The sequence below is a fragment of the Kitasatospora sp. UYEF31 genome, from assembly GCF_057291755.1.
In genome coordinates, this window is record NZ_JBXAWK010000030.1 from 26,804 (window position 1) to 41,062 (window position 14,259).

The window sequence follows — 14,259 nt, forward strand, 5'->3', positions numbered from 1 at the left end:
GTGCCGAACAGAAGGCTGATGGACCCGCTGCCTGGATCAGGGTAGGCGTCGTACTGCTGTGCGGATCAATCGGAGTTCCGGTCCGTACGGCCCCGACTGGGTCTTTTGCCGTGACATTCCTCTCGGAGCCCGTACAATTCCCGTTTCGTTCATCTGTCGTTCACCCTGACTCCACTGCCGCTTCACTCCGAACCTTCGGCCGTCCGGGTGAGCCGTTGAGGCAAGCCACCCGGCGGGGTCGGATTCAAGCCGCTTGCCTTCAATACCCCCGGGGGGTATATTTCCTGTACGTGGAAAGGTGGAGATGATGGAGCCGACAGAGACTGCACCACAAACCGCGGCAGGGGAGCCCACAGTGCACGGTTACACAGGACGCAAGGACGAACACCTCAAGCGACTGCGCCGCGTCGAAGGCCAGGTGCGCGGGCTTCAGCGGATGGTCTCCGAAGATGAATACTGCATCGATGTGCTGACCCAGGTCTCCGCGGCCACCAAGGCGCTGCAGGCCTTCGCGCTCAGCCTGCTCGACGAGCACCTGGCGCACTGCGTCGCCGGCGCGATCGAAAACGGCGGCCCCGAGTCGGAAGCGAAGCTCAAGGAAGCGTCGGCAGCGATCGCACGGCTGGTCCGTTCCTGAGCCCGCGGGTGCCGTTGTGCTTGGTGCGGCCCGCGTGGCCGACCGGCTTCGTCTGTCCCCCGCCGGGCCGGCCGAGCCCGAGCGCGGCGTCGATCTGCTTCGCTGTGAGCGGCCCGTCGCTGAGCGACGCCGCGATGATCATCTCGCTGTAGAGGTCGATCTCGTCGAGGGCCGTACGGTCGTGCACCCTCTTGTCGGAGAACGGTGTCACACGCACCACCTCCTGCGCCGTGTAGCGGCTCCGCCGCGGGCGCCGTCACACAGTCCGCCGCCACCCCGACCCTCGGGCCCCCACGGTAAGGGGCCGAGGGCCGTGAGCACATGACACGCATGGGCCATATGCGGGCCACCGGCAGGGCTAGAAGGTCACTGAAAATCCAGGCCACCGCTTCCCGCTACGGCTTGACCGCCGGCGGCCCGGCGGAAGGCGCAGCCGGCGGCTGCGGCACCGGAGGCGTGTAGAGGTCCTCCGCACGCGGCACCTGGACCTGGACCGGCACACCGAAGTCGGACAGCTCCGCCGTGGACACGACCTTGGCGATGCGCTCCGGAGCGGCCTTCCCGCCCTGCGACTTCACACCGATGGTGAACTCCTCGCGCACCTTGCGCAGCCGCCCCTGCTCATCGAGGTAAGCCTCGAACGGGATGAACGGCGTGGTGAAACTCCGCAGCGCGGCCTCAAGCGTCGGGCGCAGGTCCTTCGCCGCCTGGTCGTAGGCCCGCTTCAGATCGAGCGTGCCCTTGTAGTGCTTCACCGGCACACCCTGCAGTTGCTCGGTGCCGACCAGTTCCACATCGTCACCGGCCCCGCGCAGCATCTCGAAGGACGTGCCCGGGTCCGTGCCCCCGCCGTTGACGAGATTGCCGTCGCCCATGGCGCCGGTGCCGACCCGCACCCACTTGTCCTTCGGGACCTGCGGCGAGGCGTTCTTCATGTAAAGCGCCTCAGGGGTCAGGACCTCCTCCAGCGCGCCGGAGGTGCCGGAGCCCGGCGGCGCGGAAAGGTTGAGGAAACCGATCCGCTTCGCGTAGTCGAACATGCCCTCGCCGGACATCGTGACCGTGCGGTCTTCGGACTGGATCGTCATGCTGGTCTTCGTCCGCGAACTGCCCGCCTTGCCGGTGACCGCCGCGGTGGCGCGCACGGCCGCGGTCGCGGCTGAGACCGGCTTGACCTGCTTGCCCGCGTCGGTCACGTGGTCGTCGCCGGCGCCGCAGCCGCTGACTGCCGTCAGACCCACGAGGCCTAGTGCCGCCGCGCAGACGGTGGACAGAGTGCGCTGTGTCCGTGCCTTCATCTGAGGAAATCCCCTATCGGGTGGCTTGCCGGGGGCGCCTGGGGCATCAAGGCATGGCCCGTGGGGCAAACGAGTGAACACCACCCCGGGATACGGCGTCAGGTGTACGGGCCTCCAGCCCCTGCGTCAGCGTCGCCTTTAGCTTCGGCTTCAGTCCCGGCTGGGGACAGGTCCCGCGACCAGGCCAGGTGCTGGCGCATCAGCGCGCCGGCGGCTTCCGCGTCACGGGCTGCGAGCAGATCGAGGAGCCGGTGGTGCTCAAGCCCGGCGTCGGCGACCCGGCCCTCCTGCACCATCGAACCCAGGCTGTACAACCGCGCCTGGGCCCACAGTCCGGTGACGATCCGCACCAGTCTGGCGTTGCCTGACTCCCGGAGGAGGGTGGTGTGGAACAGGTGGTCGGCGTCCAGGTAGCCGAGCACGTCGCCGCGGCCGACCGCAGCCCCGACCTCGTCAGCCAGTTCGCGCAGGCGCGGCAGCAGCTCCGCACAGCCGGCGCGGGCCAGTTCGGCGACCGTGGGCACCTCAAGCAGCTCACGCAACCGGTAGATCTCGTCGAAGTCCTGCCGGGACAGGCTGCGCACCCGGAAGCCCTTGTTGCGGACCGCCTCCACCAGGCCGTCCTTGGCCAGGTCGAGCAGCGCCTCGCGGACGGGCGTCGCGGAGACACCGAAGCGCATGGCCAGCGCGGGCGCGGAGTAGACCGTGCCAGGGCGCATGTCGCCCGCGACCAGGGCGGCCCGGATCGCCCGGACCACCTGCTCACGCAGGCTCAGCCGCTCGCCTAGCCGCCCGGCCTCGGACCCCGACCGAGCCGCTGTTCCGGCCCCCGCCTCGGCCGACACCGCCTCGGACGACCCGCTGGAGTCCGGCCCTTCCCCCGCTTCAGAACTTGTCACTGCGCAGACGCTACCGGCACGGACAGTGACCGCGCAGCCCGCCCCGGCAGTGATCATTTTCATGGGGCGGACGCGCGGTGTTTCTGCCCACTGAGCTGGTGTGCACTACGCCTGAACTGCGACTTTCCGTCGTCGGGTGGCCACAACGGTCGCTGCGGCACCGCCGCCGAGGAGTAGGGCGCCGCCGGCGAGGTACGGCAGGGCCGAGCCGCCGTCGGCCCCCGTGTGCGCGAGCCCGGGACCGGCCGACCGCACCGCCGACTGCTTGGCCGCCGCGGGCGTGGTGGAGTCCTTGACGCTCGGGGCAGGGGTTGAACTGACCTTGACCGGCGGGGCCGACGTCGCGACGACCGGTTTCACCGGGCAGTCCTTCGCACCGATGGTCAGGTCGACCGCCTTGCCCTTGACCGGGGTGAGGTGCACTTCGACGGCGACGGCCTTACCCGGGTGCTGCGCACCGATGTTGATGGCGCCGAGCGAGCCGAGGTCGATCTTCTGCAGGCCCTTCATCTCCACCGGGAGGTGGATGGTGTTCAGCGCGTCGAGGACCGCGACCTTGAGTGCCCCCGGCTCGCCACAGGTGGCCTCCAGGAGCTGGAGCCCGACGACCTGCCGGACGGTGTTCGTGATCTGGTCGGAGGTCGGCAGCGGGGCACTGGAGGCGCCGGGCACCGGGCCGGTGGCCGCCGCCGGACCGGCGAAGGCGAAGGCGAAGGCAGCAGCCGAAGCGGCACAGAGGATGGCAGCGCCACGGGCGTTGCGGGACGGGAAGTTCAACGGACAGACCCCTCATGGACGGAACGAGGCTGGTACGCCGCGGAGCATGGCTGAAAAGCCACGGATCGCAGTGACGCTTCGAGGTTTATTGATCTCCGAGCGTGACGATCCTGGCAGTGGGGGGACGACTGCCGGGCGGGAATACGAAAAGAATCTTGAACAACCGGATTTCCCCGTACGTTCGTTCGAACGACTGGGTTCGGGCAGGCTCGCCACGATCCGGCGGCAGACGGCGGACTGTGCCACGGTGGACACCCTCGTGCGTCCGGGAGGCCTGGGTGAGCATCGACCGCCGTACTCTTCTCCGCTGCGCCGCCGCCACGTCGGCGGCGGCCCTCACCGGGGCCTGCTCCGAAGGGTCAGGCGGCTCCACCGCGTCCGGCGGGCCCACGCCCGCACTGCCCGGACCGTCTGCCACCATTCCGGGCAACCCCACGCTCAGCAACCCGCCGCCGTCCCCCGGTGCCACCGTCGCGGCCGACTGGACCGCGCTCGCCCGCGACCTGGGCGGGCAGCTGATCCGCCCGCAGGACACCACGTACGACGCAGTCCGGCTCCTTTTCAACCGGCGCTTCGACGACCTCTCCCGGCCCGCCGGAATCGCGTACGTACGTTCCCCCGAGGACATCCGGACCTGCCTGAAGTTCGTCCGCCGCTTCGGGATGCCGGTCGTCGCGCGCTCGGGCGGGCACAGCTACGCGGCGTACTCCACGACCCCCGGACTGGTGGTGGACGTGTCAAAACTGGCCACGGTCACCCTCGACCAGGGCGTCGCACAGGTCGGCGGCGGGGCCCGGCTGATCGACCTCTACACGGCCCTCGCCGCCAAGGGCCTGACCGTGCCCGCCGGCTCCTGCCCCACCGTCGGCGTCGCCGGGCTCACCCTGGGCGGCGGCGTCGGGGTCACCGGACGGGCGTACGGCCTGACCAGCGACAACCTGGTCGGCGCGCAGATAGTGACAGCGGACGGCACGATCCGCGACTGCACCCCCGACAACAACAACAGCAAACTGCTCTGGGCACTGCGCGGCGGGGGCGGCGGCAACTTCGGCATCGTCACTTCGCTACGACTGCGTACCCACCCGGCCCCCGACGTGGCGGTGTTCTACGCCTCCTGGCCGTGGTCCAAAGCGGCGGACGTGGTCGCGGCATGGCAGCAGTGGGCCCCGGACGCCCCTGACCAGCTCTGGTCGAACCTGCACCTCGCCGGTGGGGGACCCACGTACTCGATCTCCGCCGGAGGTCTCTACCTCGGACCGCAGGCCGAACTCCAGAACCACGTGGACGACCTGGTGCGGCGGGTCGGCGGGCAGCCGTCGAGAGTCTCCGTACCGGCGAAGTCCTTCACCGACGCGATGCTCTACATGGCCGGCTGCTCCGGGAAGGACGCCGGTTTCTGCCACCTCGGGGGCAGCCTGCCCGGACAGACCCCCGACGGCGGGTTCGCCCGCGAGGCCTACGCCGCGAAGTCGGACTTCTTCGACAAGCCACTGTCCGCGGACGGCATAGCTACGGCCGTACGGATGCTGGAGAAGGGCCAGGGCACCCGGAGCATCGCGTTCGACGCGATGGGCGGCGCGATCGGCCGCCCCAAGGTCGACGAATCGGCCTTCCCGCACCGCGGGGCGCGGTTCCTCGCGCAGTACATCGCGCAGTGGGTGCCGGACAACACCGCGTCCGTCGTGGACCGACAGCTGGCCTGGCTGCGCGACCTGCGCAAAGCGATGCAGCCGTACGCGAGCGGCCGGGCGTATGTGAACTACATCGACCCGGACCTGGCTGACTTCGCCAAGGCCTACTACGGACCGAACCTGGACCGCCTCGTCCGGGTCAGGAACTCGGTCGACCCGGACGGGCTGTTCGCCTTTCCGCAGGCGATACCAGCCCGGTGAGGCAGTGCGCCGGATCGAGGCAGTGCGCCGGATCAGCGTGACGGGTCAGTACTGCTCGTTGTCTGAACGCTGGTCGCGGCGCGTCCTGGGGTAGTCCACCGGATCGGCGTTCGGCCCGGTGAACGGGCGGTAGGTCTCCTGCTCGGTGCCGGCCGCCGGGGTGTAGACGGCGGGGTGGCCGACCGGGCCGTGGTTGTACTGCTGCCCCGGCGCGGGACCGGGCACCGGTGCCGGACCAGGCGCGGACGAGGGTGCGGGTGCGGGCTCTTCGGCCGCCGGGACCTGCGACAGTCCCGCGAGCAACCCCGCTCCCCGCGGCTTCGCGGTCACCAGCGGGCGCAGCGGAGTGCGTTCGAGCAGCCCGACGAGCGGCACCAGGACCAGCATCGCCAGCGGGAGCAGGGCGAGCACGACGAACGCGCCCAGCGCCCAGCCGCCCAGGACGTCGGTGGGGTAGTGGACACCCACGTACAGCCGGGTCAGACCCTCCAGGAGAGTGATGATCAGCGCGAGGACGCCGATCTTCCGGTCGACCAGGAACAGGGTGAGGGCCAGCGCCATGGTCAGCAGGCCGTGGTCCGACACGAACGAGGGGTCGTCCTTGCCGGTCACCAGGACGGTCAGGCCCTCATGGGACAGGAAGGGCCGGGGCCGGTCGATCAGGTCCCGGAAGAACAGGGCGTTGGCGAGCTCGGCGATCAGCGCGGCGAACGGCGCCCAGAGCACGAGCGCCATCGCCCGGGTGGAGTCGGGCCGGCTGCGGGCCCGCCACCAGGCGGCGAGGCACAGCAGGCCGAGGATCCCGAGCAGGCCCTTCTCGCTCAGGAACTCCACGGTGCTGTGCGCCCAGGTGGTGTCGTCGGCCAGGCCGTTGATCCCCTTGAGCACCTCGAAGTCGAGGTTGTCTCCACTGTCGGAAGCCAGGGTGACCCCGGCGTCCGAAACGGGACCTGCGGCATGGACGATCACGCGGTTACCTCCGGCACGGCCTTGCAAGTACGCAAACCAAGTACACAAACCAAGTACACAAACCAAGTACACAAACTTCCCTGTGAAGACCGTATCCGCAGGAACGTGGTTCCACGAAGCGCACAAGGGTGCTCCGGGGAACTTCCGGTGTACTTCTTAGGTACTTCCAGGTGCTGCCAGGTGCTGCCGGGTACTGCCAAGCGCCTCCCGGTGCCTCCCGGCACCTTGAGCCGGACGGGGTCAGGCGCCGCCAACGAGTGAGCGGCCGGACCCCACAGGTGGGGTCCGGCCGCCCGGGAGCGGAGCGTAGCGCTCAGCCCTTCTCGTACTCCTTGATGATCTCTTCGGTCGGGCCATCGGCAATGATCTTGCCTTCCTGCAGCCAGATGACCCGGTCGCAGGTGTCCCTGACGGAGTTCATGCTGTGGCTGACCAGGAAGATCGTGCCGGCTTCCTTGCGCAGCTCGCGGATCCGCTGCTCGCTCTTGATCTGGAACTGCCGGTCGCCGGTGGCCAGGGCCTCGTCGATCATCAACACATCGTGCGAGCGCGCCGCCGCGATGGAGAACCGCAGACGGGCGGCCATGCCCGAGGAGTACGTCCGCATCGGCAGTTTGGTGAAGTCCTTGCCGTTGTAGTCGTTCAGCCCGGAGAAGGTCGCGATCTGGTCGTACGACGCGTCGGCCTCAGCCTGCGTCATGCCCATGGCCAGGCAGCCCAGGATGATGTTCCGCTCACCGGTGAGGTCGTTCATCATCGCGGCGTTGACGCCGAGCAGCGACGGCTGACCGTCGGTGTAGACCTTGCCCTTGGTGGCCGGGAGCAGACCGGCGATCACCTGGAGCAGGGTGGACTTGCCCGAGCCGTTGCGGCCGATGAGGCCGACGGCCTCGCCGCGGTAGGCGTTGAAGGAGACGCCCTTGACGGCGTGTACCTCGGTGACGCCGACGGCCTTTTTCTTGGTCGCCAGTCGGGACAGCGCCGAAGTGGCGCTGCCCTTTCCGGAGGACGCGCCGTGCACCCGGTAGGTCAGGTGGACGTCGTCCACAACCACGGTGGGGATCGGCTCGGCGGTCGCCGTGCGACTGCCGGGCCCGCTCGGGGCGGTCTGGTCGACCTGGGGGGACTCGAATTTCTCAGCCACGGCCATAACGCTCCTCCGCCTGCCAGAAGTACACAAACCCGCCGATGCCGACCAGAAGCGACCAGATGATCGCCGCTTCCCACAAGTGGTGGGGCGTGGCGCCGTGGGACTCGATCAGCGACTTGCGGATGATCTCGATGAACACCGCCGCCGGGTTGTAGTCCAGGACGTACCCGGCCCAGTCCGGCACCTTGCTCTTGACATCACCCACGGCGTAGAAGACACCGCTGAGGTACAGCCACGCGCGCAGGACGAACGGCAGCAACTGGTTGATGTCCGTGAGGGTGGCGCCGATCCGCGCCACGGCCAGGCTCAGCCCGACGTTGAAGATGAACTGCAGCAGCAGCGCCGGGATCACCAGCAGCCACTTCACCCCCAGCGGTTCACCCGTGGCCAGCACGATCGCGAACAGGATCACCATCGAGAACAGCAGTTCCTGCAGCTGCACGATGGTGAAGGAGATCGGCAGACTCGCCCGGGGGAAGTGCAGGGCCCGGATCAGGTTCAGCTGCCCGTTGATGGACCGGGAGCCGGCCAGCACAGCGCTCTGCGTGAACGAGAAGATGAAGATCCCGGTCACCAGGAAGGCGATGTAGTTGTCCGACCCCTTCTGCTGGCCCAGCATCACGCCGAAGACGATGAAGTAGATCGCCGCGTTGAGCAGTGGGGTCAGGACCTGCCACAGCTGGCCGAGCCGGGCGTCACTGTAAGTGGCCCGGGTCTTCGCGTTGGCGAAGGCCACGATGAAGTGGCGCCGCTGCCACAGTTCCTTGATGTAGCCGCCGAGTGTCGGCCGGGCCCCGCTGACGGACAGCTTGAACCGAGCCGCCAGCTGAGCCGGGGTCTCGCTCGGACGGTCTGTAGCCACACTCCCCCCAGCGGTCAGAGTGACGGCCTGCGTGCTATCAGCCACATCGACACTTTCGTTGTTGGTACGTACTGATCTGAACTGGTGCGCGAGCACCGGACGAACTGTGGGCGGATCTTCCACCCCGGGCCCGGGGCCCGGCCGGGCAGCGTCCGGCAGGACACGCGCCCGGCAGGTGTCACACCACTGGTGGGCGGCCCAGTTTGGTCATCCGCCACACCGTCTTCCACGACATGGGACGCCGTACACCCGGGGAATCGTTCCACCCCTCCCGGAAACCGGCCGCCCACGCCTTGAGCGCCTCCTTGGAGGGACGCCGTGCGGCGGTGATGACGATCCAGGTGCCGAGATAAGCCGGAACCAGTGGCCACGGCAGGTTGCGCCGGGCCAGCCACACCCGGTTGCGGGCGTTCATCCGATGGTAGACCGCGTGCCGCGCCGGGCTGGTCGCCGGATGTTCGAGGACGACGTCGGCCTGATAGGCCACCGACCAGCCGGCGTCGAGCGCCCGCCAGGCCAGGTCGGTCTCCTCGTGCGCGTAGAAGAAGTCGTCGGGCAGCCCGCCGACCTGCTTCAGCACGTCGGCGCGGACCGCGCAGGCCCCGCCGAGGAAGGTCGTCACCGGCCCTGAGCGCATCGGGTCGCCGGCCCGCAGCCGCGGCACGTGCCGACGCTGCGTCTCGCCGGTCTCCGGGTCGACGATCCGGAAGCTGACGATGCCGAGTTTCTGGTCTTTGCGGAACGCCTCGCGCAGTTTCTCGGCCACGTCCGTGCCGGCCAGCAGCCCGTCGTCGTCGAGGAACAGCACGATGTCGGCCGCCAGGGCGTCCGCGCCGACGTTGCGCCCTGCCGGGATGCCGACGTTCTCGTCGAGGCGGATCCCGCGCACACCCGCGGGCAGCTCGGGCAGCGGGCCGCCGTTGGCGACCACCACCACCTCGATCGCCGCGCCGCGCTGGTCGGCCACCGAGTCCAGGAGGCGGTTCAGCGCGACCGGCCGGTCACCCATGGTGAGGATGACCGCACCCAGGGTCGGATCGCCCGGTACGGGTTCAGTGGCCAGGTCACTGCCGCTCATGTCACCGCCGCTCATTTCACCGCCGCTCATTTCAGCCTGCTCGAAGCCAGGATGCTGATCAGGTGCAGCACGGTCTGCAGCAGGGCGATGGCGGCGAGCGCGCCCACCGCGATCCGGCTGTAGAGCAGTCCGCCGCCGTCGGCCGTCAGGTCGAGGATGCCCGCGAGCAGCAGCAGCAGCGAAGCCTCGACCCCGCCGACCAGGCGGTGGAACTTCAGGCCCGCGGCCAGCTTGCGCAGCGAAGCCACACCACTGGACCGCGGTACGGAGGCCTCGTCCTGGACGGCCGGCAGGCCGCTGCGCGCCCGCGCTCCGTCGACCAGGTCGGTCTCCGACTTGATCAGGATCGCGCCGAGCGCGGCGACCGCGCCCAGGAACGCCCACAAACCGAAGCCGTCCTCGGTCACGTTCGAGGCGTGCAGGCCCGCGCCGACCAGCAGTGCGGCCTCGGACAGGTAGTGGCCCACCCGGTCGAGGTAGACGCCGGTGACCGAGGTCTGCTTGCGCCAGCGGGCGACTTCGCCGTCGACGCAGTCCAGGAGCAGGTAGAGCTGGATCAGGACGGCGGCCAGGACCGGCCCGGCGATGCCAGGGACGACCAGGCTGCCGCCGGCCGCGATACCGGCCACGATCATCAGATAGGTCAGCTGGTTGGGCGAGACGCGGGTGCCCACCAGGTGCCGGGTCCAGTGCACCGAGATCTTCCGCATGTACAGCCGCCCGGCCCAGTGCTCGCCGCTGCGCCGTTCGAGCATCCCCGGAGGGTGCACGACCGCGCGCAGTTCGGCCACTGTGGGCTTCTTCCCCGCCCGGTTCACCGGGTCAGCCACCGTAGGAGTCGACATAATCCTTCACTGCGTCGTAGAGGGCTGCCTCGGACAGGTCGAGGTGCTCCAGGATGGTGTAGCGGCCCGGCCGGGTCTCCGGCGCGTACCGCAGGACCCGGACGAACTCGTCCAGGCTGAACCCCAGCTGTTCGGGCAGGACCGGCAGTTTGTGCCGGTCCAGACAGGACACCAGGGTGCGGGTGAAGTCGGCGTCGCCGCGCAGGTGGGTGGCGAAGGCCGCGCCCAGGCCGACCTGTTCGCCGTGCTGGCCGTCCCGCTCGGGGAAGAGCAGGTCCATGGCGTGCGAGATCTCGTGGCAGGCGCCCGAGGCCGGGCGGGAGGTCCCGGCCACCGACATGGAGATGCCGGACAGCACCAGCCCTTCGGCCAGTGTCGTGACAAAGGCGTCCGACTCCAGCCCGTCCGGGCGGTAGAGCAGCGCCTCGGCCGCGTTGCGCGCGAACGCCGCGGCCAGGCCGTCGAACTGTTCGCCGGTCTCCCGGTTGGACAGTTCCCAGTCGGCCACCGCACACAGGTTCGACAGGGCCTCACCGATGCCGGAGCGGACGAACCGCTGCGGCGCCTGGCGGATCAGGTCGAGGTCGATGACCATCGCGATCGGGCTGGGTACTCCGTACGACCCTCGTCCTTTGTCGTTGTCCAGTGTGCTGACCGGCGAGCAGATGCCGTCGTGCGCGAGGTTGGTGGCCACCGCGACCATCGGCAGCCCGACCCGGGCCGCGGCGTACTTGGTGGCGTCCAGGACCCGGCCGCCGCCGATGCCGACGGCCGCGTCGTAGTTGCCCGCGCGCATGCGGTCGGACAGGTCGACGGCGGCGGACAGGCTGCCGCCCACGACCGGGTACCAGTCGGCGTTGGGCAGCTGGGGTTCCAGCTTCTCCCGCAGCCGGGCGCCCGAACCGCCGCTGATCACCATCGCCAGCCGCCCCGAGGCGGTGATGCGCCGGTCGGCGAGGATGCCGACCAGGTCGTTCACCGCGCCGGCCCGGATGTCGACGGTCAGCGGTGTGGGTACCAGACGGGTCAGTACCGGCATGCGATCACCTTGGCCTTCATGAGGTCCTCGGTGGTGTCGATCTCGGTCCAGTCCACGAGGGTGCCGTCGGCGCTGAGCGGCTGCACGTCGACGCGGAAGTCACGGTCGACGAGCTCCTGGTAGCCGTCCTCGTAGTAGAGCTGCGGGTCGCGGTTGAAGGTGAACTCCAGCGCGTCGATCAGCTGCGGGGCCGCGCGGCCTTCGATCACCGTCACACCGATGTACTCGCCGACCGCGGTGGCCGGGTCCATCAGCTTGGTGATGCGCTTGACCCCGCCGTCGGCGCCGAGGGTGACCTTCATTTCCTCGTCGGCCAGCGGCTTCGCGTTGTCCAGGGCGAGGATGATGTCCTTGTCCGCGGTGCGGGCGGCAAGCATCGTCTCCTGTACGGAGAGCGGGTGCAGGGTGTCGCCGTTGGCCAGGAGCACGCCTTCGGCGAGGTAGTCCCGGGCGCACCACAGGGAGTAGGCGTTGTTCCACTCCTCGGCCTTGTCGTTGTCGACGAGGTGGATCTTCACGCCGTACTTCTTCTCGAACGCGCTCTGCCGCTCGCGGATCGCCCCGCCCCGGTAGCCGATGATCACGGCGGCGTCGGTGAGGCCCATCGCGGCGTAGTGGGACAGGGTGACTTCGAGGATCGACCGTTCGCTGTCCGGGTTCCCGGGTTCGCCGACGGGCACCAGGGCCTTGGGCAGGTTGTCGGTCCACGGACGCAGTCGACGTCCGGCACCGGCGGCGAGGATGAGGCCGATCATGGGGTTTCTCCTGTTTCTTGCATCTGGTGCTGCTGTGCGTCGGATCGGGCCGTACGCCCGGAGTTGTGCTGATCGGGGGGGACGGCCGTTACGCTACGCGGCTCATCATCGATGTCCGGGGTCGCACCCCGCACCCAGAAGGCGACCGACTCGGCCAGGACAACCACGGTGATCAGCACGGCCAGCACGATGAGCGCCGGGCGGAAGACGTCCGCGCCGAAAGCGGCGAGCAGGACGACGAGCAGGACGCGCCCTTCGTGGCCGCCGATCGCCCAGGTCAGCCAGCGCGGCGGGGCGGGGTGTCCGCCGCGCAGCCGGTAGACGCTGTCGTAGTGGTGGTAGGCCACCGCCGCCACCAGGGCGTACGCGACGCCCACCGCATCCGGGATGATCTTCGCGGCCAGGATGGTGACCGCGGCGTACTCCGCAGCCCGGAAGACCGGCGGGACCAGCCAGTCGAGTCTGCGGTCCAGCGGCCTGCGCACCGCGAGCCCGGCGCCGATCAGGTAGGCCACCAGGAGCGCGCCCGACCACGCCGCCCCGGCGCCGCCGGCCAGCAGGCCGACGACCAGGACCAGGGAACCGCCGAGCGCCGCGGCCGGGGCGGGGACACCCATGGGGAAGCGGAAGACCTGGGTGGCCAGGGGGCCGCTGTCGGTCAGGTCGAAGAGTGCGTCCGCGACCTTCTTCCCATAAGTCGTCGTACGTTTGTACGTCCGCAGAAGCCGTCCACTGAGGGTGTACAACACCGCGAACGAGCAGCCCGCGAGCAGCACGATGAACACCACCCGCGGGTTGGTGGTCGCGGTCAGGACCGAGATCAGCGCCCAGCGCTCGCCGATCGGCAGGATGACCATGCGGCGGGCCCAGACCGTCCACCCGACGCTGTTCAGTTTCCCGGACAGCTTCGCCCCGGCGCCCTCGTCGAGCTCGTCGGCCGATGCCGCGCCGCCACGTGTCTCGTTGAATGCGAAGTCCACGATGTGACGGGTGGTCATCAACGCCATCGACAACAGCGCCAGCACCCATACGTCGTCGCCGTGCCGGGCCGCGCCGAGCGCGAGGCCGGCGTAGACGGCGTACTCCTTCACCCGGTCGAAGGTCGCGTCCAGCCAGGAGCCGATCCGCGAGTAGTTGACCGTGTAGCGGGCCAACTGGCCGTCGGTGCAGTCCAGGACGAAGGAGAAGTACAGCGCGAGCGCCGCGACCACATAGCCCGAGCGGGTGCCCGTCGCCGCGCCCGCGGCTGCGCCGAGCGCCACCACCAGCGAAGCGACGGTGACCTGGTCCGGGGTGAAACCCAGCCGCGCGCAGAATCTGGCGATATAGGGGGACCACGTGCTGACGGCATACGTGGTGAAGAAGCCGTCGCGGGCCTTCACCGCCATGGACAGCCGGACCCGCTCACCGTCCACCGCGTGCACGGCCGTGTCAGCCGCCGCGCGGTCCCCGGCGTCGAGCGGCACCACGGCGACCAGGTCACCGGGATCCACCTCGCGCACCGGGACACCGGCCAGCGCGAGACGTACGGCCAGGGCGTCCGGCAGGACTTCGGCATCCGCGGCGGTCTCCGGGGCGGAGAGCAGCCCGGCGAGTACGGTTCTGGCCTCCCCGTCCACAACAAGGACGCCGGGAAGGTGCAGCGCGTTGAAACGGGTGTCGCACACCGCCAGTCGCAGAGCGTGCTGATGCCCGATGAAACGGGCGTCGACGACAGCGGTACGGTCGACGGAGACGGACTGCAGCGCGGCCCGCAGACCCGCTGCCGCGGTGACTGACACCACATCCAGCCGCAAGGCTGCGAGGTCGCCCGCGAGCGGCTGCGGAAGAGGCGTGGCGGCACCGCCGGGCGGAGCGATGACCAGGGCCGTGGACAGGTGAGATCCCTCCCTCGAACCGCCGTTGCCACCTTCGAGTGGGAACGCGCGGTATGTGCAGCGGAGCACCGAGCAGGCTAGCCCATGGGTGGTAACCGGCCATACGGCGCAACCACCTTGCGGAACCGGTCGGCACCTTGGGGAAAAGTGGACGTCCATCGCTGTGCGTTACGATCGCCTC

Annotated in this window: 14 protein-coding genes; 2 read left to right on the forward strand and 12 right to left on the reverse strand. The window is 69.5% G+C overall.

What is annotated here, in order from left to right; translation table 11 throughout:
* Positions 1-307 precede the first annotated feature (307 nt).
* Positions 308-637 (forward strand): metal-sensitive transcriptional regulator, encoded by a 330-nt coding sequence (locus AC0Z36_RS16665; protein ID WP_485463678.1) that lies wholly within the window; start codon positions 308-310, stop codon positions 635-637.
* On the opposite strand, the gene AC0Z36_RS16670 is transcribed toward AC0Z36_RS16665, so the two are convergent.
* From AC0Z36_RS16670 to AC0Z36_RS16685, 4 genes are all read right to left on the reverse strand, one after another.
* Positions 594-848 (reverse strand): hypothetical protein, encoded by a 255-nt coding sequence (locus tag AC0Z36_RS16670; RefSeq protein WP_485463679.1) that lies wholly within the window; start codon positions 846-848, stop codon positions 594-596. The two genes, AC0Z36_RS16665 and AC0Z36_RS16670, sit on opposite strands and share 44 nt — an antisense overlap.
* A gap of 184 nt (positions 849-1,032) precedes the next feature.
* Positions 1,033-1,935, reverse strand: coding sequence for an SCO4651 family lipoprotein (locus tag AC0Z36_RS16675; RefSeq protein WP_485463680.1), 903 nt, complete (start codon positions 1,933-1,935; stop codon positions 1,033-1,035).
* Positions 1,936-2,033: 98 nt separating this feature from the next.
* Positions 2,034-2,834, reverse strand: a complete 801-nt coding sequence (locus AC0Z36_RS16680) for a GntR family transcriptional regulator (RefSeq protein ID WP_485463681.1) — start codon at positions 2,832-2,834, stop codon at positions 2,034-2,036.
* A gap of 105 nt (positions 2,835-2,939) precedes the next feature.
* Entirely contained in the window at positions 2,940-3,611 is a 672-nt protein-coding gene (locus AC0Z36_RS16685) for a hypothetical protein (RefSeq protein WP_485463682.1), read from the reverse strand.
* 278 nt (positions 3,612-3,889) lie between these two features.
* Between AC0Z36_RS16685 and AC0Z36_RS16690 the strand changes: the two genes are divergently transcribed.
* Complete coding sequence (locus AC0Z36_RS16690; RefSeq protein WP_485463683.1) at positions 3,890-5,503, forward strand: FAD-binding oxidoreductase; 1,614 nt, start codon at positions 3,890-3,892, stop codon at positions 5,501-5,503.
* Between the two features lie 45 nt (positions 5,504-5,548).
* On the opposite strand, the gene AC0Z36_RS16695 is transcribed toward AC0Z36_RS16690, so the two are convergent.
* The 8 genes from AC0Z36_RS16695 to AC0Z36_RS16730 form a co-directional block, all read right to left on the reverse strand.
* A complete protein-coding gene (locus AC0Z36_RS16695; protein ID WP_485463684.1) occupies positions 5,549-6,472 on the reverse strand; it encodes a phosphatase PAP2 family protein in 924 nt (307 codons plus the stop codon).
* Positions 6,473-6,785: 313 nt separating this feature from the next.
* The gene (locus AC0Z36_RS16700) at positions 6,786-7,622 is read right to left on the reverse strand and encodes an ABC transporter ATP-binding protein (RefSeq protein ID WP_485463685.1); all 837 of its coding nucleotides are present in this window, start codon (positions 7,620-7,622) and stop codon (positions 6,786-6,788) included.
* Positions 7,609-8,529: an ABC transporter permease gene (locus tag AC0Z36_RS16705; protein WP_485463686.1), complete on the reverse strand. Its 921-nt coding sequence runs from the start codon at positions 8,527-8,529 to the stop codon at positions 7,609-7,611. The genes AC0Z36_RS16700 and AC0Z36_RS16705 overlap by 14 nt, the downstream gene beginning before the upstream one ends.
* A 133-nt stretch (positions 8,530-8,662) precedes the next feature.
* Positions 8,663-9,562 (reverse strand): glycosyltransferase family 2 protein, encoded by a 900-nt coding sequence (locus AC0Z36_RS16710; protein ID WP_485463687.1) that lies wholly within the window; start codon positions 9,560-9,562, stop codon positions 8,663-8,665.
* Positions 9,563-9,588: 26 nt separating this feature from the next.
* On the reverse strand, positions 9,589-10,317 hold the full coding sequence (locus tag AC0Z36_RS16715; RefSeq protein ID WP_485463713.1) for a CDP-alcohol phosphatidyltransferase family protein: 729 nt from the start codon (positions 10,315-10,317) through the stop codon (positions 9,589-9,591).
* Positions 10,318-10,384: 67 nt separating this feature from the next.
* Complete coding sequence (locus AC0Z36_RS16720; RefSeq protein ID WP_485463688.1) at positions 10,385-11,446, reverse strand: iron-containing alcohol dehydrogenase family protein; 1,062 nt, start codon at positions 11,444-11,446, stop codon at positions 10,385-10,387.
* Entirely contained in the window at positions 11,434-12,201 is a 768-nt protein-coding gene (locus tag AC0Z36_RS16725) for a phosphocholine cytidylyltransferase family protein (RefSeq protein ID WP_485463689.1), read from the reverse strand. The genes AC0Z36_RS16720 and AC0Z36_RS16725 overlap by 13 nt, the downstream gene beginning before the upstream one ends.
* A complete protein-coding gene (locus AC0Z36_RS16730; RefSeq protein ID WP_485463714.1) occupies positions 12,198-14,078 on the reverse strand; it encodes a DUF5941 domain-containing protein in 1,881 nt (626 codons plus the stop codon). Before AC0Z36_RS16730 ends, AC0Z36_RS16725 begins: the two co-directional genes overlap by 4 nt.
* Positions 14,079-14,259 lie beyond the last annotated feature (181 nt).